At 47.4% G+C, this 18,658-nt stretch carries 13 protein-coding genes; 7 read left to right on the top strand and 6 right to left on the bottom strand.

The window, feature by feature from the left end; all coding sequences use genetic code 11:
• Positions 1–92: 92 nt before the first annotated feature.
• From ygjK to ACH19P_RS16570, 3 genes are all read right to left on the bottom strand, one after another.
• On the bottom strand, positions 93–2,387 hold the full coding sequence (gene ygjK / locus ACH19P_RS16560; protein ID WP_462159706.1) for an alpha-glucosidase: 2,295 nt from the start codon (positions 2,385–2,387) through the stop codon (positions 93–95).
• An 84-nt stretch (positions 2,388–2,471) separates the two neighbouring features.
• Positions 2,472–3,683 (bottom strand): M24 family metallopeptidase, encoded by a 1,212-nt coding sequence (locus ACH19P_RS16565; protein ID WP_462159707.1) that lies wholly within the window; start codon positions 3,681–3,683, stop codon positions 2,472–2,474.
• Positions 3,684–3,700: 17 nt separating this feature from the next.
• Complete coding sequence (locus tag ACH19P_RS16570) at positions 3,701–4,981, bottom strand: NAD(P)/FAD-dependent oxidoreductase (protein WP_462159708.1); 1,281 nt, start codon at positions 4,979–4,981, stop codon at positions 3,701–3,703.
• Positions 4,982–5,159: 178 nt separating this feature from the next.
• On the opposite strand from ACH19P_RS16570, the gene ACH19P_RS16575 reads away from it, so the two are divergent.
• The 4 genes from ACH19P_RS16575 (at position 5,160) to ACH19P_RS16590 (ending at position 9,408) form a co-directional block, all read left to right on the top strand.
• Positions 5,160–6,074 (top strand): dihydrodipicolinate synthase family protein, encoded by a 915-nt coding sequence (locus ACH19P_RS16575; RefSeq protein WP_462159709.1) that lies wholly within the window; start codon positions 5,160–5,162, stop codon positions 6,072–6,074.
• A gap of 3 nt (positions 6,075–6,077) precedes the next feature.
• Positions 6,078–7,079 (top strand): 4-hydroxyproline epimerase, encoded by a 1,002-nt coding sequence (locus ACH19P_RS16580; protein WP_462159710.1) that lies wholly within the window; start codon positions 6,078–6,080, stop codon positions 7,077–7,079.
• A 10-nt stretch (positions 7,080–7,089) separates the two neighbouring features.
• Positions 7,090–8,586 carry an aldehyde dehydrogenase (NADP(+)) gene (locus tag ACH19P_RS16585; RefSeq protein ID WP_462159711.1) on the top strand — a complete coding sequence of 499 codons (1,497 nt, stop codon included), beginning with the start codon at positions 7,090–7,092 and terminating at the stop codon, positions 8,584–8,586.
• A 153-nt stretch (positions 8,587–8,739) separates the two neighbouring features.
• Positions 8,740–9,408: a GntR family transcriptional regulator gene (locus tag ACH19P_RS16590; RefSeq protein WP_462159712.1), complete on the top strand. Its 669-nt coding sequence runs from the start codon at positions 8,740–8,742 to the stop codon at positions 9,406–9,408.
• A gap of 45 nt (positions 9,409–9,453) precedes the next feature.
• Here the strand turns inward: ACH19P_RS16590 and ACH19P_RS16595 are convergent, their stop codons facing one another.
• From ACH19P_RS16595 to ACH19P_RS16605, 3 genes are all read right to left on the bottom strand, one after another.
• On the bottom strand, positions 9,454–10,572 hold the full coding sequence (locus tag ACH19P_RS16595) for a hypothetical protein (RefSeq protein WP_462159713.1): 1,119 nt from the start codon (positions 10,570–10,572) through the stop codon (positions 9,454–9,456).
• A gap of 190 nt (positions 10,573–10,762) precedes the next feature.
• Positions 10,763–12,307: a S8 family serine peptidase gene (locus ACH19P_RS16600; protein WP_462159714.1), complete on the bottom strand. Its 1,545-nt coding sequence runs from the start codon at positions 12,305–12,307 to the stop codon at positions 10,763–10,765.
• 14 nt (positions 12,308–12,321) lie between these two features.
• Positions 12,322–12,891 (bottom strand): hypothetical protein, encoded by a 570-nt coding sequence (locus ACH19P_RS16605; RefSeq protein WP_462159715.1) that lies wholly within the window; start codon positions 12,889–12,891, stop codon positions 12,322–12,324.
• Positions 12,892–13,490: 599 nt separating this feature from the next.
• Here ACH19P_RS16605 and ACH19P_RS16610 point away from each other — a divergent pair.
• From ACH19P_RS16610 to ACH19P_RS16620, 3 genes are all read left to right on the top strand, one after another.
• On the top strand, positions 13,491–16,481 hold the full coding sequence (locus ACH19P_RS16610) for a TonB-dependent receptor (RefSeq protein ID WP_462159716.1): 2,991 nt from the start codon (positions 13,491–13,493) through the stop codon (positions 16,479–16,481).
• Between the two features lie 68 nt (positions 16,482–16,549).
• Entirely contained in the window at positions 16,550–17,575 is a 1,026-nt protein-coding gene (locus ACH19P_RS16615) for a proline racemase family protein (protein WP_462159717.1), read from the top strand.
• Complete coding sequence (locus ACH19P_RS16620; RefSeq protein ID WP_462159718.1) at positions 17,572–18,657, top strand: M24 family metallopeptidase; 1,086 nt, start codon at positions 17,572–17,574, stop codon at positions 18,655–18,657. The genes ACH19P_RS16615 and ACH19P_RS16620 overlap by 4 nt, the downstream gene beginning before the upstream one ends.
• Position 18,658: the final 1 nt, after the last annotated feature.

The raw sequence follows: 18,658 nt of genomic DNA on the forward strand, positions 1-18,658 counted from the left end.
CTGCTGCGCCTCATAGTCATCGTGTAACGTCTTAATTTACTATTACGTTTGAACAATAAAGCGTTATTTGAGTGAATTGTTATCAACCTAAGTTAGTCAGTGAACCAATTCTCTCTTGCCATCAAATACAGGTGCGCTGCGCTCCATGAAAAGTTCGGTGCTCCTTGTTGCTCTCCGGTAAGCGGGTTGTAGTTCTCGCGAATGGGGGCGTTATCTAAAATGCCATCACCGTTATTGAGTAGTTTGGCCCCCAGCATACGCGCATCCTTACTGTAGCCGTAATCACTGAGTCCTTTTAACCCAAAATACACTTGGTCAAGCCATACTCGGCCCCGCCAGTAAATATCGGCGCCAAATGCTGGATTCGACTTTGCAGCACTGCCAAGGGGCACAAGCGTATTGAAATGTTGTTCATCAAGCATGATTTTGCGAACTTTGGCTGCTTGCTCCGTGGTGGCTATGCCGTTGAATAAAGGAGACCAGCCCTCAGGGCCCATACCGCGTTGTGTGATGGGGATGCACTTGCCATTGTCACGTGATAGACGCACGTCAAAGAAGAAATTATCTGTATGACTGAACATGCAGGTTTGAAGGGCCGTTTTGAGTGTCACATATTCTTTGGCCATGCGCTCACGCAATTGGGTATCACCAATAACGCCGGCCAGCTCACTGAGCAAACGTGCTTCGTTAGCGAAATAACTGGATTGATCTACGGATTCTTGGTCAGTTACAAACCCCGCATGTTTGCCATCTGCGGAGAATCGGGGAGCCAGTTGAACCTGCCAATCTTCTCGTTTTCCACCGCCAGCGAGGTAGTCTTCAAGCTGTTTGTCTCCGATAAATCCAAATGTTGCGGCATGATCGCGCCCACTTTCCCAAGACGCGGCAGTCAGCGCGGGAATATCTATATCACCGCCCAGAGCACGTGCACGAGTTAATGCATCAAGCCCATATTTTGCTTGTTTATTGTGATAAAAAAGCAGATCACCTTGCTCATTGTTGTGAGCCTCATCTCGAGTAGCACCATATTCCAGCAAGCCATTGTGATTACTGTCACGGTTGTTGTACCACCACATACGATAAGCTATTAACTTAGGGAGCATCTCTTTTACAAACGCCTTATCGTTAGTTTGGTGGTACAGGATATTTAATGCCCAGGTCGCTAATGAGGGTTTGGTATTGCGTTCATTCCAATTACTGCCGTCGCCCCCGCGCTGTGGACTGCGATTGTAAGCAATAAGGTCAGGCAACATGCCTGCATCTTGAGGGCGCACAGAGTCATCGGTTTGAATCTGCTCTGCAAACACAGCTTGCATGTGCTCTTTCGCTAACTCTGGGGCAAAGTAAGACAGTGCGGCTATGTGCTTCCAGCTGTCCCATGGCCAAGTTTGGTTCCCTGAAAACCACCGAGCGGTTACAGAAGGCGACACCGTATCAAATTTAACGGCTCCTGCAGGGGAGCGCCAATTACCGAGTAAAGTTTGCACTGATTTAACAGCAATTTGCTTGCCTTTTTGCGATGTGATTCCAGCTGTGGCCTGACTAATTATGTTACGCCAGCGCGTCTGGCTTTGGGCAAATTTGGCAATAAGAGCCGTCCAGTTTGGCACGCTCGGCCATAAAGTGGCTTCATTTTCATCGAGGATATAACGGTAGCGGCTGTATAAGACGTCACCTTGGGATAAGGCTATGTCGCTTTGATAAGAATCACGGTTAACTGTGAGCGATTGTGCAGTACTGCGAGCGATGGAAAATTGCGCACTGCCTGATGTCATTAAGTTGTAGCTATCTCGAGTGCGTCCTAGGTTAAGGGTGATTTGTTGTCCTTGTTGCTGCCAGTGCAAGTTAAGCGAGTCGAAGCGCGATGCGATGGTTTGTTCACTAAGTTGTTGCTCTTTGGCGTGGAACAGATTCAACAACTTACCGCGATAATGCAGGGTGACGTTGTGTCCTTTGATTATTTCTGTTCGCAACAAGGATGTGCGGGCATCGACAAATCGCAGTGTATGGCGAATATGAATGTTGGTTGAGGTGAGTTCTTGCACCAATGCATCGGGGGCGGCGTACTGATGAACGTCGAGTTTGATTGGCTGGCCCTTCTGGGTTACTACCAACCGCTCAAACTCATTGGCAAAATAGTTGAGGTATTCCTCCGTCAGCAGCGCTAATCCACCTAGCCCCGCTAGCTGATTGTCATTGAGTAAGTGACCATGCCACGCACCCATGTCGAAAAAAGGATTATGGCGAGAGTGGCCATATTTATCTTGGTCTTGCATGGCAAGTACCTTGCCTTCGCGGTCGATTAAATCGATGAAACGCTGGGATTCGCTACCATCGCTTTGCAGAGGTAGGAAAATGAGCAAAAGCACAAGTAATCGTTGGCGCATAGTATTCCTTTATTCAGGGCAATTTTGTTGTTGGGTACGGGAATACAGCACCATCGAAGGTGCTGCACAACGGTCACACTTATTTTATAAACCGAATGGATTGTCGATACTGTGTGCCGGCTCAGTAAACCACACCGGGCCTACCTCTGAGGTATAGAAGTGATCTTCCAAACGCACGCCAAATTCACCGGGGATCACCAGCATAGGCTCGTTTGAAAAACACATTCCGGGTGCCAGTGCTTGTGGGTTATTTTTCACAAGGTAAGGCCATTCGTGAATATCCATACCAATGCCATGGCCAGTACGATGCGGGCAACCTGGAAGTTGATAATCTGGGCCCAAGTCCTGCTCAGCAAGGTAGCTACGAGCAGCGTAATCAACATCGCCACAGGTGTTGCCTATTTGTGCAGCAGCAAACGCTTTGAGTTGGGCATTCTTCTCAAACTCCCAGAACATACGCTGACGCGGTGTGGCTTCACCGAACACATAAGTACGAGTGATGTCACTGAGGTAGCCTTTTAATTGGCAGCCAGTGTCAATTAGCACCATGTCACCTTTTTTGAGCGTTTGCGCGTCTTTTACTCCATGTGGAAAACTGGTGGCTTGGCCAAACAGCACGATGCAAAAGTAGTTGCCGCCCACCGCGCCTACTTTTTTGTGCGCAGCATTGATAAAGGCTTCAACTTCGCGGGTGGTGATCCCTTCATGAAGAATCGACGCGGCGGCTTTATGCACTTCTAAGGTCATATCCATCGCACGTTGAATCAATGCCAGTTCATTGCTGGATTTTTGCATGCGACAATGCTTAGTGACGTCACCACCGTTAATCAAGGTGTAATTTGGCGCAACCTTTTTGATGCCATCAGCAATAAAGAATTGCGCGCTTTCATCAATGGCGAGGGTGGCGTTGTCGCCATAACCTAATTGCATCATCACATCACGCACTAACTCATACGGATTTTCTTCTTCTTGCCATGCGTGGATTGGGGCATCAATCACTTGGTAGTCACGCAGTGAACCAATTTCAAAAAAGGGAGCTACGAATGCGATATCACCTCGTGCGGGAAGCAATGCACCTACAAGACGCTCGCTCGCATACCATTTTAGGCCGGTAAAATAGGTCATGTTGGTGCCAGCGTTGAGGTATACAGCGTCTATGTTATTCGCTTGCATGTAGGCCTGCGCTTTGGCGATGCGCGCACGATATTCACCCTCTTCAATAGGCTTAATATCAGCCGTCATGTCGTTTAATTGCGCCAATGCTTGTTCTTGTGTTTGATAGCCAATGCCTTTCATTGCGCCTAGCTCCTTAATTATTGAAACCGCGAGATACTCAATGCATCGAGATTTACCGCAGTCGGTTGTTGTTTAATACTTGCTGCAATCAGCTCACTTGTTATCGCCGCTTGGGTGAGCCCCAAATGTTGGTGCCCGAGCGCGAAATAAATATGCTGGTGGTTCGGTGCTTGGCCAATCACTGGCAATGAGTCGGGCAGTGATGGGCGAGCGCCTTGCCAACAAGCACCTCGTTGATATTGCTCACTGATTCTGGGGATGAGCGCTTTACCATGGTTCAGTAAATTTTTCGCCCGGCGATAGTCGGCAGGCGCTTCTAACCCTGCAAACTCGACGGTTCCTGCCAAGCGTAAACCATCCTCCATAGGCGTCACTATAAACTGACGTTCTGCGCAGGCAATAGGGCGATTAACAGTATAGTGTGTGGTCAATTGATAATGATACCCACGCTCAGCTTCAAGTGGCAGTGTGTAGCCTAGTTGTTGGCATAGCACTTTAGCGGATGCACCCGCACACACAACCACTTTGCGATAATCACATAGGTGTTCTGCGGTGACTAACTGGCAGCAATCGTCCTGATGGCGTAATTGCATTACATGTTGCGCAATGAACCGCCCGCCTTGTTGTATGAATTGTGCAAAAAGGTGATCGCTTAATTTCTTAGGGGAAGCGGTATGACCAACCTGAGTGAAGTAAAGTGCGTAAGTGATATTGTTATTAAGCTCGGGCTCAAGCTGTTGCGCTTGTTCTTTTGTTAGCAATTCAACATCAACGCCATGTGCGCGATATTTGGCACACAGTTTTTGAATCACTTTCAATTTGGTGTGCTCGAATGTGAGCAACGACCCCTTACATTGAATATGTGCTGCAAAATTATTCCCAAGCAGTTGCTTCCACGCGTCTAAGGCTTGCTCATTAAGTGAAGTTAATACTTCAGTGTGGGCCGTAAAAGGTGTTTCACGCATGTTCTTGCAAAACTGCCAAAGCCAAGGCAGCAACTTGAGTAGGTAATTGGGGCGAATACGCAGCGCACTTGAGGGTGTTAGCAACATTTTCGGGAGCTTGGGCAATAAGCTTTTGCACGCAAGAGGAAACACTTGCTCCGTGGCAAAGTGACCTGCATTACCATAGGAGCATTGACTGCCCGGCTTTTGAGCATCGTATAAATGGACGTCGAATCCTTGGCGTTGCAACTGCAACGCGCATGTGAGGCCGACAACGCCGGCGCCAACGACGGCAATGGGCAATTGTTTACTGTGTTTGTCGTTAGAATGATTTTGCATGCGTGCATTTTTCATTTCTTCACCCTAATTTCGCAAAATATTTTTATTTATTAATTTCAATGTCTTGATGCGTTAACCGAGTCCTTTTGGTGACCCTTTATTGCATGATTACGATGTAAATTAATTTTCAATGTTGAATATTGTATACAATATATCTATGATGGCAAGCATAACGACAACATGAGGATTAACCATGAAGGTAAATTGGCAGGGTGTATACCCAGCGGTCACGACCCAGTTTAATGACGATGACAGCATTAATTTTGAAACCACCGCAGCGATGATTGACACCCTTATTAAAGAAGGTGTGCACGGCATTATTGTGCTCGGTACTGTCGGTGAGAACTGTTCACTACGAAATGAAGAGAAACGCCAAGTACTTGCCATGGCAAAAGAGGTGGTGGCGGGTCGAGTACCTGTATTAAGTGGTGTTGCTGAGACCACAACACAGTTTGCTATTGAATTCGCGCAAGATGCACAAAAACTAGGGATTGACGGCTTAATGGTGTTGCCGGGTATGGTTTATCGCAGTAGTGAGCGTGAAGCGATTGACCACTACCAGCAAATCGCCCGTGCTACATCATTGCCAATCATGATCTACAACAACCCAGTTACCTACGGTGTTGATGTGTCTATCGATGGCATGCGCGTACTTGCTGAAGAGCCAAATATTGTCTCAGTAAAAGAAGCAACTGAAGATACCCGTCGTATCACTGAGCTATTCAGTGCCTTTGGTGATCGCTTTGTAGTATTCGGCGGGGTAGATGATATCGCTCTTGAGTCTATGATGCTGGGCGCGACTGGCTGGATTTCCGGCTTAACAAATGTGTTCCCGCGTGAGTCAGTCGCCATCTACAAACTGGCTCAACAAGGCCGTTATGAGGAAGCGCGAGAGTTATGGCGTTGGTTTTTGCCTTTATTACGCTTGGATACGATTCCAACTTTGGTGCAGTGCATCAAATACGCTGAGCAACTTGCAGGTCGTGGTAGTGAGCGCACGCGCGCACCCCGTTTATCGCTCCCAGCGGATCAAAAAGCATACGTTGAACGTCTTTATAACGAAGCGCTCGAGAATCGCATCGATTTAAGTAAGTACAATTTGGACTAGCGTATGAACCGCGGAACCTTCTTTTGTATTGACGGCCATACCTGCGGTAATCCGGTGCGCTTGGTAACAAGCGCCCATCCGCCTCTCATTGGTGCGAGTATGAGCCAAAAGCGTCAACATTTTTTGCGTGACTATGACTGGATACGTAAAGCGCTGATGTTTGAACCCCGTGGTCATGACATGATGTCTGGCTCATTTCTCTATCCACCGACAACAACGGACGGTGACGCGGCCATTTTATTTATAGAGACATCAGGCTGCTTACCTATGTGTGGTCACGGCACAATTGGTACGGTGACATTCGCTCTTGAAAGTGGACTAGTGCACCCACGTACGCCCGGTGTGGTTAAACTTGATACCCCAGCCGGACGCGTTGAAGCACATTACCGAATTAATGGCGACAAGGTTGAAGCGGTGAAAATTTTCAATGTACCAGCGTACCTGGCCCATGAGAATGTGCAGATTGATGTGCCGGAGCTTGGCACATTGAGTGTCGATGTCAGCTTTGGCGGTAATTTTTACATCATAGTTGAACCACAATCACATTTCCCAGGCATTGAACATTGCACAGCAGCCCAACTATTACGCTGGAGCCCGCTTGTTCGTGATGCCATTAATGACCAGCTCGAATGCATCCATCCAGAAGATGCCACGATGCAGGGTGCTTCCCACGTACTGTGGACGGGTCAACCCAAAAATAGTGACTCAGATGCAGCCAATGCCGTTTTTTACGGTGATAAAGCAATCGACCGTTCACCTTGCGGTACCGGCACAAGTGCGCGCATGGCGCAATTATTTGCAAAAGGTCATTTGCGCCAAGGACAACCCTTTGTGCATGAAAGTTACATAGGCAGCCAGTTTATCGGTTGCATTGAATCGGTCACAGAAGTAGCGGGTAAAGCGGCAATTTTGCCAAGTATTGAAGGTTGGGCTCGGGTGACCGGCCACAACAGCATTGTCGTCGATGACGACGATCCATACGCCTTTGGTTTTCAAGTTTTATAAGGAGAAAGTAATGCCACTTACGCTAAGCGGATATAGTTACATTGCGGGTCAATGGCAACAAGGGAGCGATGCGCGCTTCAACAGCTTTAGCCCAGCAAAAAATGAACCCCTTAATCACGAATACTATGACATTACTTTAGATTTAGTCGATGCGGCATGTGAAGCTGCACACCAGGCGTTTCACGCTTATCGACAAACAAGCATGCAAGCGCGTAGTGAATTTTTACATGCAATCGCTGACGAAATAGAGGCACTGGGCGAGCAGTTACTGGAGGTGACGCAGCAAGAGACCAATTTGCCAATGGCCCGCTTACAAGGTGAACGTGGTCGTACTATCAATCAGTTGCGCGCATTTGCAGATGCCTTGGCAGATGATTTAGCGCCACTGCATATGCGTTGTAGCGATGCGGCAGATCCCTTGCGTCAACCTCTGCCCAAACCGCGTACTGAGTTGAAGCATATTCCTGTCGGTCCTATTGCAGTGTTTGGTGCATCCAACTTCCCCTATGCTTTTTCAACCTTGGGAGGCGACACGGCTGCGGCGTTAGCTGCTGGATGTCCTGTGGTAATGAAAAGTCACCGCGCGCATCCGGGTACCAGCGAGTTAATGACGCGGGCAATTGATAACGCGATTGCTCGCTGCACTATGCCAGCAGGCGTATTTTCAATGCTACAAGGCGTAAATTACGACATTGCGCACCGTTTAGTGGTGGCAAAGCAAATCAAGGCTGTGGGTTTTACTGGGTCTATGGGCGTAGCTAAAGCATTAATGGCCACTATTCAAAGCCGTGAAGAGGTAATCCCATTTTACGGAGAGTTAGGCTCAATCAATCCCCAAGTGATTTTGCCAAAAGCGTTGCAACAAAAACCTGAACTGGCCCAGCACGTGTGTGCATCCATGTTAATGGGCAACGGCCAGTTTTGTACGAGCCCGGGGCTTTGGCTAGTGCCGAGCGAAGGAAGTGATGAGTTTTTACAGCATGTACGCCAGAGTATTAACGCCGCACCATCAGACACCTTACTCACACCGGGGATTTTGCGCTCCTTTGAACAAGCGATCCATGACCTCAATCAGTGTGAGTCGACAACCTTGCTGGCAGCGGGAGAAAAGTCACAGGACTTTCATGCTAATGCCCATGTGTTTAGTTGTGATGCTGAGCAATTTTTGCAAACCCCCTTGCTGCATGAAGAAGTATTTGGGCCATGTGCGCTCCTTGTCCATTATAAGGATAGGGCCCAGCTTATGGCGTTGGTCAATGCACTTGAAGGTCAACTTACCGCGTCAGTACATGGTATCGATTCAGACAATGACGATGATGCTACCTTGCTAGAAGCACTCAGTTATAAAGTTGGGCGTCTTATATTTGAACAAATGCCAACAGGCGTCGAAGTGTGTCAATCCATGAATCATGGTGGCCCGTTCCCATCGTCAACCGATGTACGCTCTACCTCTGTGGGTATTGAGGCCATGCGTCGCTTTATGCGCCCTTTATGTGTGCAAAGTTAGATTCCTAGTTGGAACTATGCGTTAAGCAAAACGTCCCCAAGCGCCACCCATCCCTGTTAGCGGTGGCGCTTTTTTTCGAATGGATACAATTGACTCGAAATCGCGCAATTGCATCGGTATACTGTATAAAAGATGCAACTTATTGAAAGTATTATGGCAATCGAACATAAAACCCGCACCCAATTGGTCGCTGAAGCGATCCGAGAAAAAATTCTACTTGGTGAATTCAAATCAGGTGAGCCGCTGCGTCAAGCTGCGCTAGCCGAGGAGCTTAATGTTAGTCGAATTCCTGTGCGTGAAGCTTTGTTGCAACTTGAAGCTGAAGGCTTAGTTAATTTCGAAGCACATAAAGGCGCGACTGTTACAGAAGTCAGTGCCTCACAGGTTGACGAAATTTTTGATTTGCGTGCATTGCTAGAAGCCGAATTACTTCGCCACTCCTTAGAAAAGCTGACAGAAGATGACTTCCAAAGTGCTGAAGCTCTGTTGCAAGAACTCGAAGCTGCGATGGCTGCGGGTGATACACAAGCGGCGACGGGTCACTTAAACAGTGCTTTCCATGGTAAGTTATATAGTAAAGCTGAGCGTCCACAAACCCGTGAGCTCGTCGAGCAATTCAGTAAAAACTCTGAACGTTATGTGCGTATGCATATTCTCTTAGCTGGTGGCCTTAATACCGCACCAGAAGAACACCGAGAGTTATTAAAACTCTGCCGAGCCAAGAACGTTGATGCTGCGTGTGATTATTTGATTCGTCATATCACAGGTGCGAAAGAAGATATCAAAAAGCTACTGATCAAAATGGAAGAACAGGGCGCATAGACATTGAAGATGCAGACTCCAAAGTCTGCATCTTGCGAACTAATACTACTTTTCCATGAGCGGCGCTAGCTCTTGTACCAGTTGCTCATCACCATTTTCCTTCAATACTGGCCAAATATTGTGAAGTACTTTTTGGGCACCCTCATTATCTCCGTTGCGCTGTAATTCGCGTGCATATGAGCCGGTCATCAGGGCAAGTAACACTAACGTGATTGAGTCATTTCCATACTCGAGCATCTTGCTCACAGCAGCTGCAAGTGAATTGCTAGCGCTTGGATCATTGGTGCGACTGGCGATCAGTCCGCGTACCCAATCTAAAAAAGGTAAACACATTGGCGCTAGTGCATGCATTTCAATGTTTGACATGAGGGATTGAGCATTATCGATATCTCCGTAGCGAGCTTCCATCGATATCAAATCTAAGAGAATCATTTGGTTGTTATCTGATTTATCATAAGCCTCTCGCATCATCTCTAATAAATCGTCGAAGTCTCCACTGATATAGTAGATTGCGGCAGCTCGGCTTTCATACATACCAGGAGAAGAGAAATCAAACTTCTGTTGCCACGGAGCTAGAAAATCAAAAGCACCACTCACATTGCCCTGTTTTGCCATAATACAGGCTTCTTTAATATCTAAGTCGAAAGCCATTTCAGGTGCTTTGAACTTGGGTCTCAGGGTGTGGATAAGCTTCAATGCTTTGTCATGCTCACCAAGTGCAGTGGCTTCATGCAGCCGTGTGTACTGAGATAGAGTGATTAAATTCTTTAAACTGATGACTGGAGCAACCAAGGCAATGATGCCGCCGAGCACAAAGAAGACTGTGCTACTGCTGTAGATGCCCCAAGCACACCCTGCAAGACCAATACAAATGACGACCCAGTTTTGTCTAAGTGCTTGCAAAAATAGTGTACCAGAGCCTACACCTTGGAGGGATTGTATTTCGATATTGGCAATTCTTTGAAGTTCTCGTTCGCTTAAGCCTTCGAGATCATCTCTGTTACCACAACTTATTGCATCGTAGTGAAGAGTAATATCTGAGAAACCATTTTCTTCTAGTTTTTGTATAGCTTCTGAGTTGGTATTGGCGTCTATGAACCCATTTCGTTCATTTCCTTGTGCATCCGATGCACTGAATAATACTTTTTTTTGCATTTTTTCCATGTCGGTATACTTCCCTAATATCCTATTAAATGAATGAAATTATTCAATTAAACCCTATTCGGATCTTATGTATTGATATCAGGTTCAGACATAAGATACAACGCTCTCAAAGAAAAGAGGAAGCACAAACAAAAAAGCGCTCATAAAGAGCGCTTGGGTAACAATCATCAGGAATCAACTGGTTGCATAATTAACCTTGGCCACCCTTGATTTTTCCTTGCGGTGCTTGGCAGCCATTTTCTTGGATGTAGTCCACGGCATCCTTTGCCTGTATCAGACCCCAGCCATAGGCATAATCGTAGCCTTCCTTGCCTAAGTCTTCGGCTGAGGCACGCAGTGCCATGCGAATTCCTTGTGCAGAACATTCAGGGAAGTTACTCCAAACCAGTGCCGCAACCCCTGTTACATGGGGAGTGGCCATAGAAGTACCCGACATAAAGTCATGGTCAGGGAAGTTTGCCGTTGAAATAGTGGTTTCCTTACCCAAGTTTTCCATCAGTTTTAAACCTTCGCTGTACGTCACAGCACCAGCAATCATATCTGTTGAATTAATCATGGGAATTAATCGCCCTGGCATGTTGTTACGTACGATCACGCCCACACCGCCATCCGCCGCACATTGATCCACTTTTTGGAAAAACGGCACTTCGCCACGCTCAACTAAGCAGATTTTGCCCGTTACATCACCACAACTTTCTGTCCCTTTACCGCAGTCGACGAGCTCACCCGTTACAGAGCCTAGTCCTGAGTTCTCCATCGCGAAATAAAGTAGATTGAGGTCATCTTGCTCAATGCTGAACTTGTTAAAACGTGCGCCACGTCCTTGATACGTACTTGAGAATATCTCCACGCCCGGTGCACTGAATTCTATCTGGCTGGAACGTTGAGAGAATGATGCTCGTTGTTTAATGCTGTCAACTGCAGCAACTGAAATAACACTGTCATAGGAAGCAGGGTAACTGTGTGTTGGTTGCCCTGAGTTACCTGCAGCAGCAATCATCAGCACACCATTGCGTGCGCTGCGATCAATCGCGCGCTCTTCAAGTGGGCTGGAGAAGGTGCCACCGAGACTCATGGAGATAATATTCGAGCCAGCTTGTTCGCATTCATTGATGGCATGGGCAAGGTCTGACGAATAGGCCCAGGCGCCGTTTCCAGCAAATACACGTACGATGTGCATATCCAGTGAATGGTCTGAGACAAAACCAACGCCACCAATATTATTGTTTACCATGGCAATAGTGCCCGCTACATGGGTGCCGTGGGCGAATTGATCTTCGTACCAAGGACCTGCGCCGTGGTTATCTGAGCCTGTCACCGCAGCTGATGGTAAGTCTGGGTGAGTGATATCGTAGCCACTGTCAATAACACACACCTTTTGACCGCCTTGGTAACTTACTTGGTCACCTTGTACCATGGGTAAGCCGTATGGGATGAATTGAGCAGAGCCCTCAGACATCAATTTTCTTGGCACATCGGGGTAAAAGCCCTGAACGCCCTTAAGTCCTGATACTGCACCAAGTTGTGATTTATCCAAAGTGATAGCGAAGCTGCCTAAATCAGCGAGTTCGCGATTAATTTCAATCCCTTGAGCCACTAACCCAGTTTTCACTTTATCGAAATCGTTACCATTGGTTTCGACCACCATGCGCATTGATTGTGCTGCGGCAGGTAAGCTCAACACCGAGGCGATACTCGCCGCAAGTAAGGTTTTATTTTTTAATAGTTTCATCATATTGCTCCTTGCGCTTATGCGTCGTCATCACTTGATGGACAGTGGTGAACCTGTACGTTGCCACCCATAGTGCCGGCATTGTGGTAGCCCTGATATGGACCAGACTCTAGGAGCATGACATTAAGAATGCCGTTTGCACCAAAGCCACTTTTTACACCTTCACCGATATCAATCATGCACGCAAAGCCTGAACCTTCTCCCGGTGCTGCGGGGTTGGTTGAGTTGTAATTGAACTCAACTTGGAACATACCCTCGGTGCAGATATCTTGTTTACAATGACGAGTTTCATCCTCTAGGCCGTCCGGAGCAACAGGGTCTTCACTACACAGGCCCGCATCAGAGACCTTGGCGTTAAATGCGACGCCGCCCATTTGCTGCCAATCGATTGCGCTTTTATCTTGATAGTTCACGCGACCACTGATCTCGCCATCGCATCGTGCGGCGTGTGCAGTAAATACTGCTTTGCCGTCACCACCTTGTGAATTTAGTGTGCCGCCAGCTGTCACGCGCCCGTCTAGTTTTGCGCAGCCACTGAGCGTGGTGATGGTGCCTAACACGAGTAACCCTAAATACGTTGATTTCATCTAATATTCCTTCGTAGAGAATGGTTTTTTGTTTTAGTGCGGCTTAGTCAAGCCAATGTCATCTCACATCCATAACTAGACGAGCTACTAAGGCTTTGCAATCCCCTGATAAGTGATGAAAAGGCATAAAAAAGAAAGAGATAGGACAGCTGTATAGAAAAACTCGTTGATTAACAAAATGTTAATTAAAAGTAAATCAAGATGTTCATTTTGGTGTTAAAGTGTGCTGTTTTGTGTGCTTTTGAGACAGTTACAACTTTGTTATTGCTTTAGAATATTTGCTCTGTGGGTAAAAAGGTTTAGCTAAATTCCCCTGAGAATTACTCGGCTTTCAGTTTCGAGTTGGCTGATATATGCAGGTGGTCTAAAAGTAAAAACTGCACCAACCAAGCACGCTGAACTGCAAATAACTAATTGATTTTTATTGTTTTATATATCTTTCTCCCCATTGGTTTACCTGTGATTTTTAGGAGCGCTAATAAAAATTTGGACTAACCATATAAGTAAATTGTGTATATTTAATATTGTATACAATATGTAAAAGCGTTATGGTGCTCTTGCTTCAAGCAAATAAAAACAACATCAAACAGGAAACAACAATGGCAAAATCAATGCAGCGTACGCGCTCTTGCAAGCAGGCATTTAAGGTAAGCGCAATCGCCTTAGCGCTTTTTGCTACTGCCCCCGCTTTGGCGGTTGATGGCAGTAGTATCGTCAAAGGCAGTATCGAAACGAATGGTGGTCAGGATATTTCTGATGCGGTGATCACTTTGGTTCACACCACCAAAGGCCTTAAATATGAAATCAAAACAGGCGCAGATGGGGAATATATTCTGCGTAACGTCCCAGTGGGTAATTACAACATTACTATTAGTAAACCAGGCTATCAAAGTGTGGTGCAAGACAATGTAGCGGTCACGATTGGTCAATCAATCATTCTTGATGTGACTATGGAGCAAGCCACCGCCGACACAATGGAACGCATTGCGGTCACCGGTGCTGCAATCCGCCGCGTCGACTTAAGCTCATCCACTTCTGGTCTTACGTTTTCGGATGAAGAAATTAAAGTTATGCCGGTACAAAGTGGTTTTGAAAGTATGGCGCTGTTAGCGCCAGGGACTGCGGCAACCGGCGGCAGTAGCTTCAACGGCGCCTCGAGTTTTGGTGGCGCATCGTCAGCAGAAAATGGTTATTACTTCAATGGGTTAAATGTCACGAGTATTCGGACAGGTTTAGGCTCGATTCGCCTCCCTTGGGAAGCAATTTCACAAACCCAAGTGAAAACGGGTGGTATCAATCCTGAATTTGGTGGCGCCATGGGCGGTATAGTTAACGCCGTATCGAAATCCGGTGACAACGACTTCACTGCAGGCGCTGAAGTACGCTGGGAGCCCGACAGTCTCGCTGCTCACCACGGCTCAATATACCAAAGCAATGGCACCATCAGTAGTAATACCATGCGCAGTAGCTATGACTTTAGTGAGCTGCAAGTATGGGCAAGTGGTGCATTGATTGAGGACACACTATTTGCTTATGCGCTATTCAACCCGCGTCGCGATTCATCTGAGGGAGCAGGGCAGACCACGTTCAGTGATTTTAGCCGTGACGAAAACCGCTGGTTTACCAAACTAGACTGGTTTATCAATGAGAATCACTCACTCGGCTTTTCCGCTATGAGCAATAAGCGTGAATGGGAAACTGACACCTTTGCCTACAATTGGCGTAGTAATGAAATTGGCGACCAACAAGGTGTGACAGCACCGGGCGAAGATGGCGGCAACATGTATAGCTTGGCGTATAACGGTTACCTCAGTGATTACTTATCTGTATCCGCCGTTGCCGGTCGCGTAACAGAAAACGTTGAGAACGTTGTGGCATCGCCAAATCCAGGTGTATGGGATGAGCGAGATGGGTTCACTACCTTGTCTGAACACACCGCATCAAGCGTATCTGAACAGGAATTCATTCGCGACCAGCTGCGTATCGACTTCAACTGGGATTTAGCCGAGCACGCAGTGCAATTTGGTGTTGATTACACCAAGGTTGATGTGGATTACTTCTCTGGCCAAAACGGCATCGGTGACGCTATGGGATGGTGGACAATTGCCACTGCTGGCGACAATGACATCTCTGGTGCTGCGACGGGTCAAGATTACATTGAACGCCGCGTGCGCACCCGTGAAGTTGATTCGGACACCAGCTCATTGGCCTTCTATATCAATGATTCTTGGCAGGTGAGCGATCAGCTCGTTCTTAATTTAGGGGTGCGTTATAGCGAGTTTGAAAACACAGTAACGGATGGTCGCGCCTACGTGGATATCGACAACCAAATCGCGCCACGTTTACAAGCCATTTATGACTTACATGGCGACGGTAGCGCGAAAATATTCGCGACCTTTGGTCGTTACTTCCAGCCGGTTTCAGCCAACATGAACATCACTCAAGGTTCAGCCTCGGTAGAGTGGTTTGAATATTTCGATTTAGACCAAGTGAATGCCAATGGCGAGCCAGTTTTAGAGGCGGATGGTTCACCAAGTCGTGGCGACATGTTGCGTGAGCGTCGTTGGCGTCAGCGCGGTATCACTGAGCCAGGGTTAATCGCATCGAGCAACATTAAACCTATGTATTCTGATGAGTTTACCTTGGGTTATCAGCAAGAAGTCTTTGGTGACATGGCCTTTGGTGCGCGGGCAATTTATCGCGAGCTCGGGCGCAGTGTAGAAGACACTGATGTAGGCCCTGTACTAGCGAAAAAGCTGGCTGAACTGGGGATTGAGGATAACGTGGGTCAAGGCTCTTACTATGTGTTGAATAACCCTGGTGAGAGTGTGCAAATGAGCTATGACTTTGATGGCGACGGCCAGATTGATGACGTCACACTCAGTGCACAAGAGCTGGCCTTACCCAAAGCTGAGCGTAAATACCTCGCGTTTGAGTTCACCCTTGATGGCAACATTACAGACAGAATGCGTATTGATGCATCTTACACTTGGTCACACAGCTGGGGTAACACAGAAGGTCTTGTTAAAACCGACAATGATCAGGCTGATCCAGGTTGGACAACATCGTATGACTACGGCGATTTGATGGACCACGGTTATGGTAATTTGCCAAACGACCACCGTCATTCAATCAAGTTATCTGGTACATACGATATTACTGATACCCTCACTTTTGGTTTGGTCGCGCGAAGCATTTCTGGCCGTCCGAAGAGCTATTTCAGTGTTCACCCCGCTGGTGTAGACAGCTGCGAGCAGGGTAATCCGTGGGATGCGTGTATCAGTCGTTACTATGACCATGCATCACATTATGATGAAAACGGTAATCCATCGCCACGTGGCAGTGAGGGCAATTTGCCATGGCGCACGGATATTGACATGTCACTGAGCTACAACGCTGAGTTATTTGGACAAGACGTGTTGGTAAAAGGCACGGTGTACAACCTACTCAATAGCGACACGGCAATAGGCATTAATGAAGAGCGCACACAGTACGGTGCGAACGGCATTGAACTTAACCCTGATTATGGAATGACAACGTGGCGTCAGTCACCGCGTTATGTGTCGCTCATGGCGCGTATTAGCTTTTAACCCCTAACACGTTTTCAACGTGACACGATGCCGAGCACACGGTGCTCGGCCTTTTGCCTGGAGCATGTATGAGCCTAGATTTAAACGCAATCAAGCTTGATAAACAGTATGTTGTAGAGTGCATCGATACCCATACAGCGGGTGAGCCTTTACGCACTATTGTTGCGGGGATACCTGAACCTCAGGGACAGACGATGCTAGCGAAAAGGCGTTATTGCCAAAGCGAATATGAGCATTTTCGCCGAGCGTTGATGTTTGAACCGCGTGGTCATGCTGATATGTATGGCGCGCTCATTACTCAGCCAGAGCATCCCAGTAGTAATTTTGGTGTGTTATTTATGCATAACGAAGGCTATTCGACCATGTGTGGGCATGCCATTATTGCCTTAACCCAATTACATAAACATGCCAATACACACAATGGGCATGAGGAAGTCGCGCTGAGCATTGATACGCCAGCAGGCACTATCCACAGCTTTTATCGTGATGACAGCGATATTGTCAAATTTACCAATGTGCCAGCCTACGTGCATTCTTTAGATGAGAGTGTGCATTTACCTTTGTATGGACAAGTGAGCTGCGATGTGGCCTTTGGCGGCGCATTTTACGGGTTTGTTAATGCTGACGAGCTCGATATTTCTTTCAGCCTCGACAATCACAGTGAACTTATTAGCGTGGGGCAGCAAATCAAGGCACAGCTGGCTCCCAAGTTGAACTTGGACCACCCAGATGCAGACATGAATTTTCTATATGGCATTATTTTTTATAGTAATTCCCAGTTGCACAACACAGAACACTTTTCTCGCCATGTGTGCATCTTCGCTGAAGGTGAGCTTGATAGAAGCCCAACAGGCACAGGCGTGAGTGCGCGTGTGGCAATTTTGCATCAGCGCAACCAACTCAAAAAGGGGCAAAGTGTCTTTATTGAGGGTATCTTAGGGGCAGGTTTTCATGTTGCCATTGATGCGCTATGCGTTGCCTACCAACGCGATGCCATTGTACCTGTCGTTTCAGGGCAAGCGTATATTACTGGCACACATCAGTTTTATCTCGATCCGCAGGATCCTCTCATTCAAGGGTTTATTTTACGATGACTCAGACTTTTTTAGCGCGTTTAGCTCGATTACAAAATCTCGTTGCCTCATTGGGCGATGAACTACTGATTGTTCAAGGGTTTGAGAATATCTCATACCTCACTGGTTTCTCTGGCAATGCCGCGACCTTATTAGTAATGCCAACAAAAGCGGTGATGATCACAGACTACCGCTACTATCAACGCGCCTTGGCTGAGACCAAGGATATCGACGTGGTGCAGCGTGACCGCGACAACGAGACGTTAGGGGCATGTATTTCCCGTTTAGCGGGGGCCAATCTGCGTGTAGGCTTTGAGGCCGCGCACTTCAATGTGGCCCAGTGGCAAGGCATTGCCAGCGAACTAAACGCCGCGCAGTTGAATCCTCGCACGGACTTAGTGGAGTCGTTGCGTCGTATTAAAGATGCCAATGAAATTGACTGTATTCGACAAGCGGCGGGAATCGCAGATAGTGCTCTGGCGCATACGCTCGCACGCATAAAAACAGGTATCACTGAGCGTGAGCTAGCTATTGAACTTGATTATCAGATGCAATTACGAGGCTCAAACGGCACCTCTTTTAACACGATTTTATTGTTTGCAGAGCGCAGTGCTTTGCCTCATGGCAACCCAGGTGATAAACAACTGCGCGAAGGAGACTTTATCCTTATCGATTTTGGCGCAGTGGTAAATGGCTACCGCTCAGATATGACCCGAAGCTACGTGTGGGGCCAACCCAGTGCTGAGCAACAAGCCATATTCGACACGGTGCAAAAGGCACAGCAAGCAGCGCTCAGCGCAGTTCGCCCGGGTATCAGTGCCCATGACCTTAACGCCATAGCGCATGAAGTACTGCAAGCGAGTCCATTCGCGCAATATGCTGGAGAGGGGCTTGGCCACGGTCTTGGTTTGTTCTTACATGAAATTCCATTTTTGAAGCCCGGTGTGCAATACCAGCTTGAAGCAGGCAATGTGATCACCATCGAACCGGGTATTTACATTCCTGATCTTGGTGGTGTGCGTTTAGAAGAAGATATTGTGGTGACTGAAAATGGCTATGAATGCTTAACCCACGCTCCACAGCAGTTTATTTTAGGAGGCTAGT

The organism is Pseudoalteromonas sp. GB56, from assembly GCF_054923835.1.

What these genes read in the sequence shown, in the direction of transcription:
- ygjK (WP_462159706.1), bottom strand. Translation starts at nt 2,387, where the DNA reads ATGCGCCAACGATTACTTGTGCTTTTGCTCATTTTCCTACCTCTGCAA.
- ACH19P_RS16565 (WP_462159707.1), bottom strand. Translation starts at nt 3,683, where the DNA reads ATGAAAGGCATTGGCTATCAAACACAAGAACAAGCATTGGCGCAATTA.
- ACH19P_RS16570 (WP_462159708.1), bottom strand. Translation starts at nt 4,981, where the DNA reads ATGAAAAATGCACGCATGCAAAATCATTCTAACGACAAACACAGTAAA.
- ACH19P_RS16575 (WP_462159709.1), top strand. Translation starts at nt 5,160, where the DNA reads ATGAAGGTAAATTGGCAGGGTGTATACCCAGCGGTCACGACCCAGTTT.
- ACH19P_RS16580 (WP_462159710.1), top strand. Translation starts at nt 6,078, where the DNA reads ATGAACCGCGGAACCTTCTTTTGTATTGACGGCCATACCTGCGGTAAT.
- ACH19P_RS16585 (WP_462159711.1), top strand. Translation starts at nt 7,090, where the DNA reads ATGCCACTTACGCTAAGCGGATATAGTTACATTGCGGGTCAATGGCAA.
- ACH19P_RS16590 (WP_462159712.1), top strand. Translation starts at nt 8,740, where the DNA reads ATGGCAATCGAACATAAAACCCGCACCCAATTGGTCGCTGAAGCGATC.
- ACH19P_RS16595 (WP_462159713.1), bottom strand. Translation starts at nt 10,572, where the DNA reads ATGGAAAAAATGCAAAAAAAAGTATTATTCAGTGCATCGGATGCACAA.
- ACH19P_RS16600 (WP_462159714.1), bottom strand. Translation starts at nt 12,307, where the DNA reads ATGATGAAACTATTAAAAAATAAAACCTTACTTGCGGCGAGTATCGCC.
- ACH19P_RS16605 (WP_462159715.1), bottom strand. Translation starts at nt 12,891, where the DNA reads ATGAAATCAACGTATTTAGGGTTACTCGTGTTAGGCACCATCACCACG.
- ACH19P_RS16610 (WP_462159716.1), top strand. Translation starts at nt 13,491, where the DNA reads ATGGCAAAATCAATGCAGCGTACGCGCTCTTGCAAGCAGGCATTTAAG.
- ACH19P_RS16615 (WP_462159717.1), top strand. Translation starts at nt 16,550, where the DNA reads ATGAGCCTAGATTTAAACGCAATCAAGCTTGATAAACAGTATGTTGTA.
- ACH19P_RS16620 (WP_462159718.1), top strand. Translation starts at nt 17,572, where the DNA reads ATGACTCAGACTTTTTTAGCGCGTTTAGCTCGATTACAAAATCTCGTT.